At 47.7% G+C, this 17834-nt stretch carries 11 protein-coding genes; 3 read left to right on the top strand and 8 right to left on the bottom strand.

The genetic code is table 11. The features are described from left to right. Position 1: 1 nt before the first annotated feature. The 5 genes from ACYVD4_RS00960 to ACYVD4_RS00940 all read right to left on the bottom strand — a co-directional run bounded on the left by ACYVD4_RS00960 (position 2) and on the right by ACYVD4_RS00940 (position 6604). Complete coding sequence (locus ACYVD4_RS00960) at positions 2-1162, bottom strand: Gfo/Idh/MocA family protein (protein ID WP_460941740.1); 1161 nt, start codon at positions 1160-1162, stop codon at positions 2-4. Between the two features lie 88 nt (positions 1163-1250). Beyond that, a complete protein-coding gene (locus ACYVD4_RS00955; protein ID WP_460941739.1) occupies positions 1251-2627 on the bottom strand; it encodes a putative oxidoreductase C-terminal domain-containing protein in 1377 nt (458 codons plus the stop codon). A gap of 91 nt (positions 2628-2718) precedes the next feature. Beyond that, entirely contained in the window at positions 2719-4125 is a 1407-nt protein-coding gene (locus ACYVD4_RS00950) for a Gfo/Idh/MocA family protein (protein ID WP_460941738.1), read from the bottom strand. Between the two features lie 175 nt (positions 4126-4300). Beyond that, on the bottom strand, positions 4301-5794 hold the full coding sequence (locus ACYVD4_RS00945) for a M20/M25/M40 family metallo-hydrolase (RefSeq protein ID WP_460941737.1): 1494 nt from the start codon (positions 5792-5794) through the stop codon (positions 4301-4303). Between the two features lie 114 nt (positions 5795-5908). Next, on the bottom strand, positions 5909-6604 hold the full coding sequence (locus ACYVD4_RS00940; protein ID WP_460941736.1) for a DUF3431 domain-containing protein: 696 nt from the start codon (positions 6602-6604) through the stop codon (positions 5909-5911). Positions 6605-6739: 135 nt separating this feature from the next. Between ACYVD4_RS00940 and ACYVD4_RS00935 the strand changes: the two genes are divergently transcribed. The 3 genes from ACYVD4_RS00935 to ACYVD4_RS00925 all read left to right on the top strand — a co-directional run bounded on the left by ACYVD4_RS00935 (position 6740) and on the right by ACYVD4_RS00925 (position 11644). Beyond that, on the top strand, positions 6740-8875 hold the full coding sequence (locus ACYVD4_RS00935) for a S9 family peptidase (RefSeq protein ID WP_460941735.1): 2136 nt from the start codon (positions 6740-6742) through the stop codon (positions 8873-8875). 79 nt (positions 8876-8954) lie between these two features. Beyond that, positions 8955-10091 (top strand): hypothetical protein, encoded by a 1137-nt coding sequence (locus ACYVD4_RS00930; RefSeq protein WP_460941734.1) that lies wholly within the window; start codon positions 8955-8957, stop codon positions 10089-10091. A gap of 20 nt (positions 10092-10111) precedes the next feature. After that, complete coding sequence (locus ACYVD4_RS00925; RefSeq protein WP_460941733.1) at positions 10112-11644, top strand: FG-GAP repeat domain-containing protein; 1533 nt, start codon at positions 10112-10114, stop codon at positions 11642-11644. A 46-nt stretch (positions 11645-11690) separates the two neighbouring features. Here the strand turns inward: ACYVD4_RS00925 and ACYVD4_RS00920 are convergent, their stop codons facing one another. From ACYVD4_RS00920 to ACYVD4_RS00910, 3 genes are all read right to left on the bottom strand, one after another. Then, a complete protein-coding gene (locus ACYVD4_RS00920) occupies positions 11691-13097 on the bottom strand; it encodes a glucoamylase family protein (protein ID WP_460941732.1) in 1407 nt (468 codons plus the stop codon). Between the two features lie 92 nt (positions 13098-13189). Next, positions 13190-14689, bottom strand: a complete 1500-nt coding sequence (locus tag ACYVD4_RS00915; RefSeq protein WP_460941731.1) for a RagB/SusD family nutrient uptake outer membrane protein — start codon at positions 14687-14689, stop codon at positions 13190-13192. Between the two features lie 17 nt (positions 14690-14706). Beyond that, positions 14707-17784: a SusC/RagA family TonB-linked outer membrane protein gene (locus ACYVD4_RS00910; protein ID WP_460941730.1), complete on the bottom strand. Its 3078-nt coding sequence runs from the start codon at positions 17782-17784 to the stop codon at positions 14707-14709. Positions 17785-17834: the final 50 nt, after the last annotated feature.

Genomic DNA, 17834 nt, shown 5'->3' with positions numbered 1-17834 from the left:
ACTACTTTTTCAGATGAATCTCCTGCGCCTGTTTCTGCGCCTTAATCGAAAGCTCTGCCGCCAGCAAACAGTGTTCCTGCGACATGGCCGTTTCGGTACGGTTCAATACGTCGTTTACCAGTTGTTCGCCGTAAGGAAGTTCCACTTTGCTCGAATCAACGTAGCGGGTTTCTTTCTGGTCGGTGATGAATAAGTGACTGCCACCTTCGCGTCCGGCTGGATCAATGTTTTTACGGATTTCAATAAAGCCTTCCGTCCCCAGAATCGTCAGACGTCCATCGCCCCACGATTTCAGTCCGTCAGGCGTAAACCAGTCGACACGGATGTAGCCAACACCGCCATCGCCACGTAGCATTACGTCGCCAAAATCCTCAAAATTAGGGTATTGTGGATAATGCACATTACCAACCTGAGCCGCAACAATATCGGCTTTGGTTGAGCCGGTGAAAAATAAAAACTGATCGAACTGGTGCGAGCCAATATCGCAGATGATGCCGCCAAATTGTTTCTTCTCCCAAAACCAGGGCGCTCTCGTTTTGGGATTAATACGGTGCGGGCCTAAGCCAATGGTCTGGATTACATTACCAATTGCCCCCGCTTTAACTAATTCCCCTGCCTTGACAGTTGCCTTATTTTCAAGGCGTTCGCTATACATTATGGAGTAAATTCGCTTGGTTTCTTTTTGAACCTTACGAACTTCTGCCAATTGGTCGAGGGTGGTAATGCCGGGTTTATCGGACATGAAATCTTTCCCCGACTTCATCACGCGAATCCCGAGCGGTGCACGTTCGTTGGCAATAGCCGAACTCAGCACTAGTTGAACTGATTTATCTTCCAGAATTTCGGCTTCGCTTTTGGCTTGTTTCGCCTGTGGATGACGTTTTGCAAAGTCAGCGGCTAAATCAGCTTCTTTTGCATAAAACGAAACGAGTTCACCGCCACCCCGAATAACAGCACTGACCTGCCCATAAATGTGCCCGTGATTCATGCCAATAACGGAAAACCGAATCCGTGCGGCTCCTTTTGGAGACCGGGCCATATCGAGCGACTGGCTTGGTAAAATAGCCGGAGCACCAATCAATTCGCTTGACAGCGAAGGCAAAACAACCAACCCAGCCGCTGTGCTGATGGTTTCCTTAATAAAGTTTCGTCTTGGGTTCATAGGATTATAAAGAGTGAATGAGTGAAAGAGCGAAAGAATGAAAGCGCGTTAGTTGATACACTCTTTCATTCTTTCGCTCTTTCACTCTTTATTTTTTCTTCGCCAGCTCCAACGCCTGCGTGGTGGTGTAATATTTAGCAATCATGTTGGGCACTTCCCAAGCTGGTAAGCTACCGGCTTTCAGGTAGTCGAGGTATTTCTGAGCGACCCGACCAAAGTGTGCTTCGTGACCTTCCTTGTATTTTTCTGGGACTGTAACTTCCCAGCCTTTAGCCAGTTTCTTAACCTCTACGCCTGGAAACTCCTGTTGAATTTTAGGCAGCGCTGCTTTTACGTCGGCTTCCAGCGTTTTATTGCCTGCAACCGATTCGATGTATAAGGTTGGCTTATACTTCTGCTCGGCCCCCTGACGTATCACTAGATTGGCCTTTGTACCTCTCATAATCGAATAATGCGTATCGCCTGCGCCTTCGGGTGCTTTATACGCCCAAATAACCGATACTTTCGCGTTGACGCCCCGAAGCTGGTAATTGATTTCACCATTGCTGTACACCTTCAGAATGCTGTCTTTCACTACGTCCTTTTTCAGGTAATCGGGGAAAACATCCTGCTTGGTGATGGCTTTGAACTGACTCAGGCTCATATCGGTAGTTGAGCGACGAGCTGAATTGAGTTTGATATCTTTTTGATAATCAATGGTTTGTTCTGGAAAACATTCCCATTGCACAAGGTCGACGAGGTGCGTTGTTACGTCGACAATGCCTTCGCCCTGCTGTGCTACGTCCATAAACCAGGCCGGACGCGTCAGGATGCTTCCCGATACGTTCTTGTAGAAATGGTGAACGCTTTCTTTGGTTACGGCTGGATTTTCGGGCGTACCTTTTTCTAACGTACCAAAAACGCCCGCTTGCTGCGAAAATGCCCGTTGGAGCATGGTGGTAATTTCGTAGCGCTCGGTCATAATGTCGTAGAGCAACACTTTATTTTTCTCGGCAGAGGCAAACGACTCTTTCAATTTATCGAATTCCGACGCGTTGATAACCATTGGCTTATCCGCCAGTACGTTGAATCCGGCACCGATGGTTTTCTGGATGTAGTCGGTTTTTAGCCGGTTATTTCCGGCCATAACCACTACGTTCCCAGCTTTATCGGCCATCATCTTATCGAAAAAGTCAGCACCTTTATAGACTTCTTCTTTCCAATGGGTTGGGTCTTCGGCGCGAGTGTTAAAACCCTGAATTTTATCGAGATGTAGCTGGAGGTCAGGTCCATCGGGTGCGTATACATGCACAACCGAATCAACGCCTTCGAGCATATTTTTTTGTACGAGGGCGGCATGAAAATGGCCGGGGTCAAGCGTAATCAGGCGGATGTCTCCGTTGGTCGCTTCTTTTTTATCGGAGGATTGGCAAGCCGAAATCAACGTAGCCATGAACAGGCAACCAGCAATGGGGAGTAACTTCATTTTTTTAAAGAGTGAATGAGTGAAAGAGTGAATGAGCGAAAGGCTATCCGACAGAATATCTTACGTCAGCCTTTCACTCATTCGCTCTTTATTATTTTGCCGAAGCTATCGCTTTAATGGCGTATTCGGCTCGTTGTGGACGCGACAGCAGTTTGTTGGCTTCGGGATCGTTTTTGAATTGCTCTTTTTTCGGGTCCCAGTAGAGTTTACGATTCAATTTCATGGCGGCATGGTGCAGCAAACAGGCTGTGCACGAACGGTGGCCAACTTCGACCGGAGCAATTGGATCTTTCCGGCTGGCAATGCTCTCCAACCAGTTGCCGTGGTGCTCTTTGCTGACCGTCAGATGGACTTCGTTCGGGCCAATGACTGATGTCATAATTTTTGGGTCGCTGGCGTCCAGTTTTTTAGCCGCATTCTGCTTGGCGATTGGATCAGAAGCCGTTACGTTCGCATCACCGCGCGATACGAAAATCCAGCCTTTGGTGCCTTCGAACCGGATTCCGTTCGGAATTTCATTGCTCACAACCATACGAACGCCGTTTTCATAAAGTGCTTCCGTCCGGAAAATGCCATGCACATCCCACAAACCACTTTTCGGGAAGTCGGCTTTGCCCCAGATTTCGATAGGCCCAGTATGTTCGGTATTCATGGCCCAGTGTGCGCAGTCGATATGGTGAGCGCCCCAACCTGTAATCATACCCGCGCCAAACTGTTCGCAACGGAGCCAGCCCGGACGGTCGTAATCGGCTTGTGGATGCACCCGTTTTTCGGTGTAGTATACATCGGGCGTAGTGCCGAGCCACATGTCGTAATTGAGGTTTTTGGGAACCGGCATCTTGGCTTCCTCATCTCCTGACGGGTCGCCGGGAAGACCTACGTAAACGGTTTTTAGCTCGCCGATACGTCCGTTACGTACCAACTCAGCCGCGTAGCGGAACTGCTCCGATGACCGTTGCTGACTGCCTACCTGCACAATCTGCCCCGTTTGCTTCACCGCATCGGCCATCATCCGCCCTTCGGCAATGGTGAGCGATGCTGGTTTCTGCATATACACATCTTTCTTTGCCCGAACGGCATCCACCACAATTGGCGCGTGCCAGTGGTCGGGTGTGCTGACAATAACCGCGTCGATATCTTTATTGAGAAGCAGTTCCCGGTAATCGGTGTAAACCCGAACGCCATCGTATCCATCTTTGCCGGTTTTCTTGGCGTAATAGCCGTTAACCAGCTTTTTAGCATCGTCGGCGCGTTTACTGTCTAGATCGCAGACAGCCATGATAAGGGCGTTGTCATATTGCCAGACACCCGGCATATCGTGCCCACGAGAAATACGTCCCGTTCCGATAGCTGCTACGTTAATTCGATTGCTAGGGGCGTTTTTGCCAAAAACTGAAGCCGGTACAATTGTCGGAAAACCAGAGAGAATGGCTGTTCCTTTAACGGTTAAGTCAAGAAATTTTCTCCGCGAGACAGTTGAATTTTTTTCGAGAGACATATACTGTACGGCTTCAGAAGCCAATTAGAATGATTTACACATAAAGAATTGGCCTATAGTTTTTTACTATTCATCCGAGCGACGTAGTGTTTACGATTTTTGCTGCTACGTAACAAGAAAGGCCCGGACATTTGCCGCGCCTTTCTTGTTACGTTCGTTTTGGTACGTAGTGAATTTATTCTTTCCAGCGCCACTCGTTGGCAATTTGTAAAGGAGTTCGTAGTCCCTGCGTTACCAGATAGTCGCGGGTTTGCGTATCGGTCTGGCGACGGGTTGGAATGTCGTCGACGTCAGCGAGGGCGTAGAGCAGCATACTGGAATAACGTACCGTATTTTTCAACTGGTCGGCGTTGACAAGATTCATACGGTCGCAATTGGCGTGGTAGCAATCGAGTACTTCGCGGGGAAGATGCCCGTTCATGCCTACAACAGGTACACCTTCAAGCATAAACGGTTGATGGTCAGAGTGAAGGCCTGCCTGATTCTGCATTTGGTTGGCAAAAGCTGGCTCAATCTCTTTCATGGTTTCACCGACGGTGTTCAGAAAAGGAACCATATCGGTACGACCAAAGGCATTAAGACCATTCGGGTCGTTGGTCATATCAAGATTGACCATACAGCGAACATTGTCCAGTTGTCGGTTCTTTTTCAGGTTTTCGACCATCGCCTTCGAGCCCAGCAATCCCTGTTCTTCGCCCATAAAAAGCACAAACTCAATGGTGCGTTTTGGCTTCAGGTTCAACGATTTGAGCGTGCGGGCAATGTCGATGACCGCAAATGAGCCAATACCATTGTCGATAGCGCCGGTTGCCAAATCCCACGAATCGAGGTGACCGCCAACAATAATTTTTTCGTCGGCATATTTCGAGCCTTTCAACGTAGCTACTACGTTGCGGGCCCGAATTTTCCGGCTTTTGTTGGTCATGTTGATCAGCGCGTGCAGTTTTCCGGGTTCCTCCTGCATCCAGGCCCGAATTGCCTGTCCACTTTCAAGCGAAATACACACCGATGGAATCGGAATCAGTTTTCCGGTTACGGACGCAGTACCTGTTAGCAATACGTTGCCCGGAACCAGATTGACCATGATAACCCCCGATGCGCCATGTTGAATCGCCAGTGCTGTTTTTTCTGAACGATGCAGGTTTCGGGCGCCTTTCGTCGGTGCGGCCAGACCGATGTTCACCAAGGCAACTTTACCTTTCAGCTTATCTTTCACAGCCGCAAAATCACCTTCCAAGCCATTCCCAACGTCTATGATTTCGCCCTGTATGTGGGCATCGATGGGGGAGTGGGCCAGCGCTACTACCGGTACATCGCGGAAATTATCACTGCGGTTTGGTACCACCGCCAACGTAACGGTATCGCGCATCCAGGCTTCTACTTCAAACGGTTCATACCGAATATCCCGAAAACCATACGACGATAAAAGTTGATAAACATACGCTTCTGCTTTTGTACCGTTGGGGCTGCCGGTGAGCCGATGACCGACTTTCTGAGAAGCATCGGCTAACGTTTCATAGGCACGACTATGCTCCGTTACCTCCTTATTGATTCGGGTAAAGGCTTTCTGAAACGACAGTTTTTTTGGGTGGAAAGCAGTTAAGAAACCGGCTGTGCCGATGCAGAACAGAACGAGCCGGTAATGGGGCACGTAGAGTGTTCGGGCCATGAGTTGGATGGTAGAATTCTTTGCTAAATATATAAAAGTTCAGTGGATTTTCAGCACTGAAAGATTAGACGCACGAATGTAAAAAAGTGTTCAACTGCGTCCGGAAAAAATAGACTAAATGGATGAAGATAGACCATCCGGCGCGTGTTGGTGCTTCATAGGTTTCAGTTGAATCGTTTGCCGCCCATTGAGCCAGTCCCGATCAATGCCGATAATTCCAAAAACATGATCCCAACTACGTTCAAAACAGTGAGCGGCATCGGGAAAAGAACTGGAAACGGCCAGCGCGTTTTCATAGAACGATACGGTACGTTGCCGTAAAACGTTGCGATGCACCGCAAACTGGGCTCCTAAAACAAAGGTATAGTATTCAGGGCCATCTGTACCGAGCAACGCACGATGAAATCCTTGTAGATCAAGGCCGCGTCCGTCTTCATTTTTGCTCCACGGTTTAAAAAGCTGGTGTCCCTGATTATCGTCGGTATCGATCAGATGACCGAGCCAGCGGAAGCCTGTTGGACTGATGTCGTCTGGATTTGCGACAAAAGCACGTAGCAGTTTCTTGAAATCGTACGCATGATCGAAAGGTTTGCCCTGACAGAAAATTGTCCATTGGGCCAGAGAATCGTACCGGCTAACGATATGATGCAGATACGTATGCGCTTCACGCCCAATATTCGGCAGGGAAATAGCGGTATCGCCAGCCGAATGATCAGGGCTTTTGTCGTATACGGTTATGGTCAGACCCGCAGGTAAATTGCCCAGCCAGTTCAGATTTTCGGTGTAATGAGCAACAACGAGTTCAAGCATGTTTGTGTCGCAATACGCTACGTTAAGCCTGCAAAGAACGGAACTGGTTTCGTTACTTTACCATCATTACGTAGTTAGGGTGCAACAAAACTTTATTTTTACAAAAAAACGTTACCACCTCAGCAACCAACTACCATGCATCGACTCTACCTATCATTTTTGTTTATACTCACGCATTATACTATGACGCAGGCACAAACGACACCTTCGGGTGCGGCTCCAACCCCGCCCAAAGCGGCTGTTAAACCCAAAGAACTGATCACAAATGGCCATAAACGTATCGACAATTACTATTACCTCAACGAGCGCGAAAACCCAGAGGTAATCAGCTACCTCAACGCCGAAAACAAATACGTCGACCATATCATGGCGCCGGTTAAGGATCTGGAAAACAAGCTTTTTGAGGAAATGAAAGGACGGATCAAGCAGCAGGATGAATCTGTTCCTTATAAAGAAGGCAACTATTTTTACTACACCCGCTACGTTACGGGCGGAGAATATCCGATTTATTGCCGCAAAAAGGGGTCGTTGCAGGGTGCGGAGGAGGTTATGTTCGATGGCAACGCACTAGCCAAAGGGCATAATTATTACCAGCTCGGCGGCTACGAAGTGTCGGATAATGAAGAGCTGGCCATTTTTGCGGAAGATACCGTTAGTCGCCGGTTGTATACGCTACGTATCAAAAACCTGAAAACGGGTAAAGTATATCCCGAAATTATTCCCGACACTGAAGCAGGAAGTTTTGCCTGGGCTACCGATAACAAAACCCTGTTTTACATCAAAAAAGACCCGCAAACGCTGTTGGGTTATCAGGTGTATCGGCACGTATTAGGCGCTGATCCCAAGACCGACGTACTGGTTTACGAAGAGAAGGATAACCAGTTTTATATGGGACTGGGTCGCTCGAAATCAAAGAAATACGTAACGATTGGCTCTGATCACAACGGCGTATCAACCGAATACCGACTGCTGGAAGCGAGTCATCCAACGGGCGAATTCAAGGTGTTCTTGCCTCGCGAAAAAGGGCATGAATATGACATTGTTCACTATCAGAATAAGTTCTACGTTCGTACAAACTGGAAAGCCGAAAACTTCCGGCTGATGGAGGTGTCTGAAGGCAAAACGGCTGATCGTACGGCCTGGAAAGAAGTGATCGCACATCGTCCCGATGTCTATCTGGCCAATATGGACGTATTTGTGAACCACCTCGTATTGGGCGAACGGAAAGCTGGCCTGACGAATATTCGGGTGATCAATCAGAAAACAAAGGCGGATGAGTACCTCGATTTTGGCGAACCAGCTTACGTAGCAGGCATTGGCTACAATCCTGATTTCAATACGAATGTGCTACGTTATTCCTATTCATCGCTAACTACGCCCAGCTCTACCTTCGATTACAATATGGACACGAAGGAGAAGACGCTGAAAAAGCAACAGGAAATATTGGGCGGTTTCGATAAGAATAACTACGTATCGGAGCGCGTCTATGCTACGTCCCGCGACGGGGTGAAAGTGCCCGTATCACTGGTTTATCGGAAAGGAACGAAAAAGGACGGTTCGGCTCCGTTGCTGCAATATGCTTATGGCTCATACGGTTATTCGATGGACCCCGGTTTTAGCTCTACGCGCCTGAGCCTGCTTGATCGCGGGTTTATCTACGCCATTGCACACATTCGGGGTGGTCAGGAAATGGGGCGTCGGTGGTACGACGACGGCAAGATGCTGAAGAAGAAAAATACGTTCAACGACTTTGTGGACGTATCGGAATACCTGATCAAAAACAAATACACCAGCTCGGATAAGCTCTTTGCTATGGGCGGTAGCGCGGGTGGTTTGCTGATGGGTGCAATTGTTAATCAGGCTCCTCAACTATATCGGGGCGTAGTGGCGGCCGTCCCGTTTGTTGACGTAGTAACGACGATGCTTGACGAAAGTATTCCGCTGACAACGGGTGAATTTGAAGAGTGGGGAAATCCGAAGAACAAGCAATATTACGATTACATGTTATCGTATTCGCCGTATGATAACGTAACAAAGCAAGCCTATCCAAACCTACTCGTAACCACAGGTTTACATGATTCGCAGGTGCAATATTGGGAACCCGCCAAATGGGTAGCCAAGCTACGGACGCTGAAAACCGACAACAACCAACTGCTTTTACATACTAATATGGAAGCCGGTCATGGTGGGGCATCGGGGCGTTTTCAGGCGTTAAAGGAAATTGCGCTGGAGTTTGCCTTTATGCTAAATCTGGTTGGTACGCGGCAGTAGTTTACCACCCCCAACCAGAACGCTGGTTGGGGGTGGTAAAAGCGTGATGATAATGGCATTTCCCATACACCCCATTCAAATGTCACAAATCGTTCGTATTCCGACGCCGGGAAAAGATAAGGTTCCGCTTTCGAAAGCGCAGAAAGAATTTAATCGACTTACGAAAAAGATTCAGGAGCTTGAAGACGAAGTGGCTCAATTTCGGGCAACGGCTGACCAGATTCAGCAGCGTATCTACGCGGAATACGAACCAATGCTACGTGATTACAATAAGCTTCGTGCCGATCTGGTTCGGTTGTTTGATCGGGCGTATGGTCATCCCGACGTAACAAAGACGGAACGGAAAAAACTGGTCGATTTAATTCTGAATCTGAGCTATGATCTTATCAGCGAACATGGCCTGGATGAGTTAAAGCCAATCTATGATAAATATGATACCGATGGTTATGATGCTTCGGAAGACGAAGCTGAACAACAGGTTTCGGAGGTGATGAAAGAAATGGTCAGTTCGATGTATGGCGTTACGTTCGATGAAAATGTTGACGTCAGCACAAAGGATAAATTTATGGCCTATCTGGAGGAACAACTGCAGGCTAAACAGGCTGAATTTCAGCAACATCAGCAGGACGCCGAAGAACGTAAAGCCAAAAAGCCGAAATCGGCCAAGCAGCAGGCCCGCGAAGCAAAAAAACAGCTCGAAGAACGAAATATTACGAAAGCCGTTCGAACGCTTTATATGGATTTGGTAAAAGCGTTTCACCCAGATCGGGAACCTGACGAAAGTGAGAAGATTCGTAAGACCGAAATTATGAAACGCGTGACAGAAGCTTACGAGAAAAGTGATTTGCTTGGGTTGTTTCGGCTTCAATTCGAATTCAATCGAATCGATCAGCAACATCTCGAAACACTGGCTGAAGATCAATTGCGCTATTACAATAAAATTCTGAAGCAGCAGGCCGACGAACTCGGGGCTGAACTGTATGGATTACAAAGTCAGCTTTCGGCCGCATTGAATAAATCGCTTATGTTTGTCAGTTCGCCCCTGAGTCTGGAATTTAGTTTCAATAATGATATCCGGCAGTTGAAACAGGATATTAAGGCCACCAAAAAAGATATTAAGGAATTATCGAATTACGCCGTGTTAAAAGCGTTTTTAAAGTCGTACAAAATTCAAAAAGCAATTGATTTTGATACGTTTGGAGGGTTTTTCGGGTAATATCAATTACGGTTTTGTTTATGCGTATTCGTCGTCAACGTCTTTATCTGTATGTGCTTAGCTTCGCCATACTTTTTATAATTGGTGAAAGTTGCCGTATCGATAATTCGGAGAAACTGCACGACCCAATTCTGGCCGAAGGACAAAAGCTGGCTCAGAAACATTGTAGTAGCTGCCACCAGTTTCCAACACCCGATTTGCTGGATAAAGAAACATGGATTGAACACGTTTTGCCCGCAATGGCACCCAATCTTGGGCTTGAAGCTTATCCGGGTGGGCAGTATTTTGCTAAAGCAGGGTCTGCCATTTCGGAAGAAAACTGGCGGAAGTTACTGCTGTATTATCAGGCGTTAGCCCCAATCAAACTGAAGCCCGCTAAAGTACCGGTTGATCCAGACGAAGACTGGGCCATTTTTGATTTACAAAAACCGAAAATCGATACGTCCCAAACGTCGATTACTACGTTGGTAGCCGTCGATACGGTTGATCATCAGTTATATTCGAGTGATGCGTTACGTAGTGATCTGACCCGCTGGAATCAGCAACTGCAACCGACAAAATTCCGGCAATTGCCAGCGGCTGCGGTAAATGCACAATTTGTACAGGATAAGCAGGGAAATCGGCGGGGCGTATTTACCACCATGGGAACCATGCGGGCCATCGATACGCCCAAAGGGGAAGTGATTTCATTGGCGCTTTCTGCAAACCAAACGCCTGACTCTACGACAATTGGTATCGATTTACCTCGTGCAGTGCAGTCGGTTCCCGTTGATCTTAATAAAGATGGGTTAACAGATTGGGTTGTTTGTGGATTCGGCCATTTGCAGGGCGGATTGTATTGGTTAAAACAACAACCAAATGGACAATTTATCAAACAAACAATACGTGAAGTGGCCGGGCCGATTCAGACAACCGTTGGCGATTTCAACAACGATGGCTGGCCCGATCTGATGGTGTTATTCACCCATGCTGATGAAGGTATCTGGCTGTTTCTGAACGATAAAAAAGGTGGTTTCACTGAACGTAACGTATTACGTTTTCCGGCAGTTTATGGCTCGACCAGCTTTCAATTGATTGATTTCAACAAAGATGGTCGGCTGGATATTGTCTATACCTGTGGCGATAACAGCGATTATTCGTCGGTATTGAAGCCGTATCACGGTGTCTATATTTATCTGAATCAGGGCGATTTTCGCTACAAACAAGCGTATTTCTATCCGATCAACGGTTGTATAAAAGCGACCGCTACCGATTTCGATAAAGATGGCGACTTAGATATGATGGTGATTGCCTTTTTTGCTGACTTTAAAGAGAATCCGTCAGAAGGTTGTATCTATTTTGAGCAGAAAGAGCCGATGGATTTTCTGCCACACGCGCTACCCGTCAGTACGCTTGGACGCTGGATATGTATGGATGTGAACGACTTCGATCAGGACGGCGATCAGGACGTAGTGCTGGGTAATTTCTCGAAGACGTTTATTGTTCAGAAAGACCTGAAGCCATTCTGGAATACGCATCTGCCCTTTATCATTCTGAAGAATAAAACACGCTAAACAAACACGGCGGACATGCTGTCCGCCGTGATAATGAATCTGGTTTTTAATTCAGCCAGTTGCCGGTAAAACCTGCTTTGATCAATCCGCGTTTAATGTGCGGATTTTTCTTCATCAGGTTCCAGACAAAGCCCGACCGCAGGTTTTCGGCCATAATCAGGATTGGCCCCTGATCGATTCCCAGATAATCTTTATCGAACCAACCGTTGGTCGTTGGGCCATTTGCAGATGGAGAAGAATAACGATACGTCGGATTAAAGGCGTCGCGGAAACCGTACTCGTCATACAGTTTTGAGCCGTATTTGGTTTTCATGGCACGTAACGCCGGTATGCAAATTTCAGGCGCAAAGGCCATTGAGCCGCCAGCGGCAGTAGGAGCAATCGTTCCATCATCAACAATCTGGGTCGAAGCGGCCCCGCGTGCCCGGTAGGAAAAGAAATTCCGGCCAGCAATTGTGGTATCTTTCGGGCCATCACAAGCCGTTAATCCCCAGATAGTTGCGCTGTAATCCTGCCACTTAGCCGGATTAGTCATACAATAGGCACGATTGGCGTAAGTTGCCCGACGCGAATTTTCAAAGTAATCAATTCCCCGTCCGCGCATGTATTCGTCGCGAATGTTCCGAAAATCGATCCAGCAATGCGAATATTGATGTCCGAACAATGGGTCGAAATTCAGGTGCGCCTGATCGTAAAAGGTAGCCCAGGGATATGTTTTTGTCCAGGCTGTCCAAACCTCTGATCCGACCGGATGCGTTGGCGAACCGAGTGCTAATACGTAGAGCAACATTGCTTCATTATAACCTTTCCAGTCGGCTTCAATAAATCCTTTTTCGGGATGCCAACCCATCGATACGTAGGGTTTCCGGGGTTGAATCCATGTCCAGTCAACACGTTCGTAAATCTGATCGGCCAGTTGCCGTATTTCGGTTTCGATTGATGTATTCTTGTCGAAATACGTTTGCGCGCTCAGAATACCGCCGAGTAATAAAGCCGTGTCGATGGTCGAAAGCTCAACCTGTTTAAACCGCTCGCCGGTTTTCATATCCAGAAAATGGTAGAAAAAACCTTTGTGGCCTGTTACGTTGGTCGCTTTATCAGACTGTGGCGCCTGCGCGAAGAAACGTAGTGTTTTTACGGTACGTTCGGCAGCCTGATCGCGGGTGATGTAATTACGTTCTACGCCAATTAAGTAAGAGGTTAGCCCGAAACCAACGCCCGCAATACTGGCAAATGATGGGCTAGGATATCTATCGACAACCAAGCCATTTTCAGGATTGGTTGTATTCCAGAAAAAACGGAACGTATCATGTTGAAGACTATCCAGAAAGCTGTTGTCGGATGCTGTCAAACTTGCTTGTACAGGTGCCGGAGCAACCGTTTGTGCGCTCGGCTGGCAACGTACTGTCGAGAGTGAACTGCATAGGCTAAGGAAAACCAGAATTTGTTTCATAACGTTGAGTTAGATAAACAGAAACTAGAGCTATGAAAATAAGAGCACCGGAAATACTCTTTCAGGAGAAATTTCCGGTGCTCATTAACTAATTAATAACCAGGGTTTTGTGTTAGTACTCCACCACTCAGTTGAATCTGATTTTGTGGAATTGGAAATAATTCGTGCTTGCCCGCTACGAAGTTTTTGCCATGCGCTTTCATGACCGTAGCAGCTCGTCCCTGACGTATTAAATCAAACCAACGGTCATGCTCCATTGCCAATTCTACGCGCCGTTCACTCCAGATCGCGTTACGTAAATCGGCTTGCACAGTGGTTGTTACGTTCGGCAATACGCCAGTAACTCCACCACGTGCCCGCGCCCGAACCATATTTAACGATGCCAAAGCTTTTGCTGAACTTCCGAGTTCGTTAGCGGCTTCGGCATTCATCAGAAGTACTTCGGCATAGCGGAAAATGCGGACATTCTTGTTCGTTTCCCAGTCGCCACCATTGTTGGTTTCTTTGGTGAAGCTGACATAAGCCTTGTAATTGTAGCGCGGATTTTCAACTTTATCACTGATAACTCTGCCATCCCAAAGGGTCATGCCACGGCGGATAATAGTACCGTCTTTACGGGTATCGCCGGTTGCATATGCCTTCTCTAAATCTTCAGAAGGCGTATTGAAACCCCAGCCCCATCCACCATCGCCACGGGCTCCCTGACTAACAAAGTAACCTTGAGCGCCACGGGCTGGCGCAACGCCTTTACCCTGAATCTCAAAAATGGACTCAACGCCGTTTTCGGTCGATTCGCGCCAGAGCTCCTCATACTTAGGATGTAGCGAATACTGACCCGATGCGATGATTTCGTCGGTTAGGCGTTGTACTACGTCCCATTTCTTCTGATACATCGATACTTTTGCCAACAGCGTTTTTGCTGATCCTTTCGTAGCACGCCCAAGTTCAGCACTGCTGTATTGCGATTTCTCTGGTAGGCCAGCTACAGCTACTTGTAGATCGCTCTCGATTTGCGTATAAATCTGGGCACTCGTTGCCCGAACGCGGCCATTCTGAATATCCGCTTGATTGGTAGGGTCAGCTACTTTCGTAATCAGAGGAACACCGCCAAACGAACGAACCAGATTGAAGTAAAAATAAGCCCGTAAGAAACTGGCTTCGGCTACAAGCCGGGTTTTTAAGGTATCGTTGATGGTCAGTTTCGGCAGGTTGTCCAGTGCCTGATTGGCCCGGGCAATACCTTCGTACTGGCCTACCCATACTTCATTGAACGATAGGCTCGATGGCGTAAAGGTGAGGTTATCCATCTGATCTTTATCCGTGCCTGTATCGCCGGGCGACGAGCCTTTGTCGGCATCGTCAGATGTCATACTGGTAACACCATTCCAGGAAAACGAAATAAAATTCCAGTCGAGCATTTTAGCATACACCGCATTAACTAACGTAGTGGCTGCGTTCGGGTTACTCGAGAAAAAGTCGGTTGGGGTTTGTTGCCCCTGAGGTGGTACGTCCAGAAACGTTTTTGAGCAGGACGTTGCCAAGGTAAGCCCGCCCATCAGGGCAAGAGTAATGGCTTTATGTGATGTTTTCATCGTAGTATGTCGTCTGATTAAAACCCAAGATTTACGCCTACCAAATACGCAGATGTGACAGGATAACCGCTCAGTTCGATACCTGAGTTAAGCGGACCGCCGGGCAGTTCGGGGGTGAAGCCCGAGAACGATTTAATGATGAACGGGTTTTGTGCCGTTACATAGAACCGGGCGCGGCTGATTTTCATCTTCGACACAATAGCCGATGGAAGTTTGTAGCCCAGTGTTATGTTATTGACCCGGAAGAAGGAGCCCGATTCAACGTAGTAGGTCGATGAAATAGGAACGGCGTTGCTGGCACGAGGTTCGGTATTGCTTGGATTGGTCGAAGTCCAACGATCTGCGCGAATGGCTTCGATATTTTCGTTACCGAATCGCTGTGCTTTCTTACCGTTATATACCTGATTCCCAAAATTGGCGTACCAGTCGGTCGAGAAGTCGAAACCGCGATACGTAAAGCCACCGTTTACACCGAAATAGAGTTTAGGCTGGTAGGAACCAACATAAATCCGGTCTCTATCGTCGATGATGCCATCGTTATTCTGATCTACGTAGCGGAAATCACCAGGTTTGGTACCTTCGATTTTAGCTTTAGCCCCATCAATCTCGGCCTGATTCTGGAAAATACCATTGGTTTGCCATACCCAGAAACTACCAACAGGTTGGCCCACTTCGGTACGAGTCGTGAACTGACCGTTGCCAATACCACCGTCATTAATCGGTAAGCCACCTTGTACATCTTCCAGTCGGTTCTGGTTAGCCGTTACGTTCGCGCCAATGTTGTACTGGAAACTTGAGTTGACCGTGTTGCGCCAGTTTAAACCGAATTCAAAACCCTGGTTCATTACGGTTGCCGCATTGGTTAGATAAGAACCGTCTTTATCGCCAAAAATAGCGTCAATTGGTTTCCGGAACAGGGCATCACGTGTGCGTTTGTTGTAATACGCCACTTCGCCAGTCAGTCGGTTTTTAGCCAGTGCAAATTCCAGACCGATGTCAGTTCCGGTTGTTACTTCCCAATGCAGATTCGGGTCAATTAGCTCTGTAATTGTCCGGCCAAGCTGCGTTGTCTGATTCGGGCCGAACGCATAATCAAGGCCGCCGTCAATGGTATAGAAGAACGCACTGGCCGGAATCCGGTCGTTACCAGTACGTCCCCAGCTTGCGCGCAGTTTCAACAGATCGAAGGGAGTGGAGCCCCGCATAAATGATTCTTCGCTTAGTATCCAGCCTGCACCAATGGACGGGAAAAAGCCCCAGCGATTATTGACCGGAAACTTACTTGAACCATCGTAACGGGCCGTAGCCGTCAGAATATAGCGATCGCTGTAGTTATAATTGATCCGACCAATGTATGATTGACGAGTTTCGAGTGTACCGCTTTGTTCGTTCGTTGCTGTTGCCGCACTACCTGTATTCAGGAAGAAGTAGTTCGATTGGGGTGGTACGTCCTGACGATCAGTACGTAGTACATCGCCCTGAAAACGTTCGGCTACGTAACCTGCGAGGAGTTTAACACTGTGTTTTTCGGCAAACGTATTGCTATATTCTGCGGTGTTGGTCCAGAGCCAACGAGCATTGTTCGACCGGCCAACGGTTAGTTTGCTAATCTGGTTCTGCTGATTCGACGATACGCGATAAACGGGTTCGTAGTTATAGGAGCGCAGATTATTCGACTCAATACCGAAGTTCGAATTGACGTTGATGTGCTTAGCAATGGTCAGATTGGCAAAGAAAGACCCTTGTAGCCGTAGCCCTTTCGCCTGAAAGTTCGTGTAGTTGATAGTAGCTAATGGATTAGCAACGTTGTTCTGAGACGTGAAACCATATGAGCCATCTGCATTCCGAACCGGTACCAGCGGAGCTTGCCGATACGCAGTTGTAAAGGCTGAATAAACCGAACCACTTCCGCGCACAGGCGATGTAGTGCTGATGTTGTCGGTTGCTTCCAACAATACGCTACCAGCATCGGCCAGCGTAGAATTGCTGTTCGATAAACTCAGGTTATGGCCTAACTTCAGTACAGGCGATAACGTATAATCGTTGTTCAGACGTAGCACAAGCCGGTCGTAGTCGTTGCTACGTAGTATACCTTTTTCGCTAAAGTAACCGGCGCTGAATAGATACGTTGTCTTATCCGTTCCACCACTAACAGATAGCGAATGGTTATGCTGAAAACCAGTGCGTGTGATTGCCTTGAGCCAGTCGGTATTAGTGGTAGTTGCCGCCGGATCAAATGGGAGCGGAGCGGTTGGGTTATCGTAACGAACTGCTTCGTTGTTATACTGCGCAAATAGTTGCGAATCGGCCATTTTTACTCGGTTTGTCAGTGTTCTGATACCAACGTAGCCATCGTAGGTAACCTGAGGGGCACCCGATTTACCACGTTTTGTTGTAATCAAAACAACACCATTGGCCGCACGTACACCATAAATTGCCGTTGCTGAAGCATCTTTCAGAATATCGACCGATGTAATATCTGACGTATTGATATTCCGAATGTCTTCAGTGATAATACCATCCACTACGTAGAGCGGGTCAGCGCCCCCAAGTAACGTACCTGTTCCCCGAATACGCACGACAGGTGCTTGCCCTGGAGCTCCCGAGTTAATAATCTGCACACCAGCAACTTTACTTTGTAAGGCCTGAGTTGCCGACAATACAGGCTGGCGAACCAGTTCATCGCCTTTCACCTGAGCGATTGCGCCCGTTACGTCGATTTTACGCTGTGTACCGTAGCCCACTACAACTACTTCATTGAGTGATCTTTCGTCTTCGGCCATTGCTACGTTAATAACCGTGCGGTTGCCTACTGCTTCCTCTTTCGTCTGATAACCAATACTTGAAAAAACCAAAGTGCCGTTTTCTTCGGCCTGAACCGAATACGTTCCCGTTCCATCCGTTACTGTGCCCGTTGAGGTTCCTTTCACTTGTACTGTTACGCCGGGTAGCCCTACACCAGAAGGGCCATCAGTGACTTTACCCGTTATACGAATCGGGGCTGCCCCGGCCGCATAAGCAAGTGAAAGGAGGAGTAGACCGGTCAGTATGCCGACCTTCCCTTTCATTTTCCTGCGTAGAGAAAAATAGTTCATAGATTAATTAGTTAAAATTTGTACTCTCTATTTGCTGATTCTGGTATGTA

It is taken from the genome of Spirosoma daeguense, from assembly GCF_054776875.1.
Note: the sequence above shows the minus strand (reverse complement) of the source record. Positions and strands in the feature narration are given on the sequence as shown.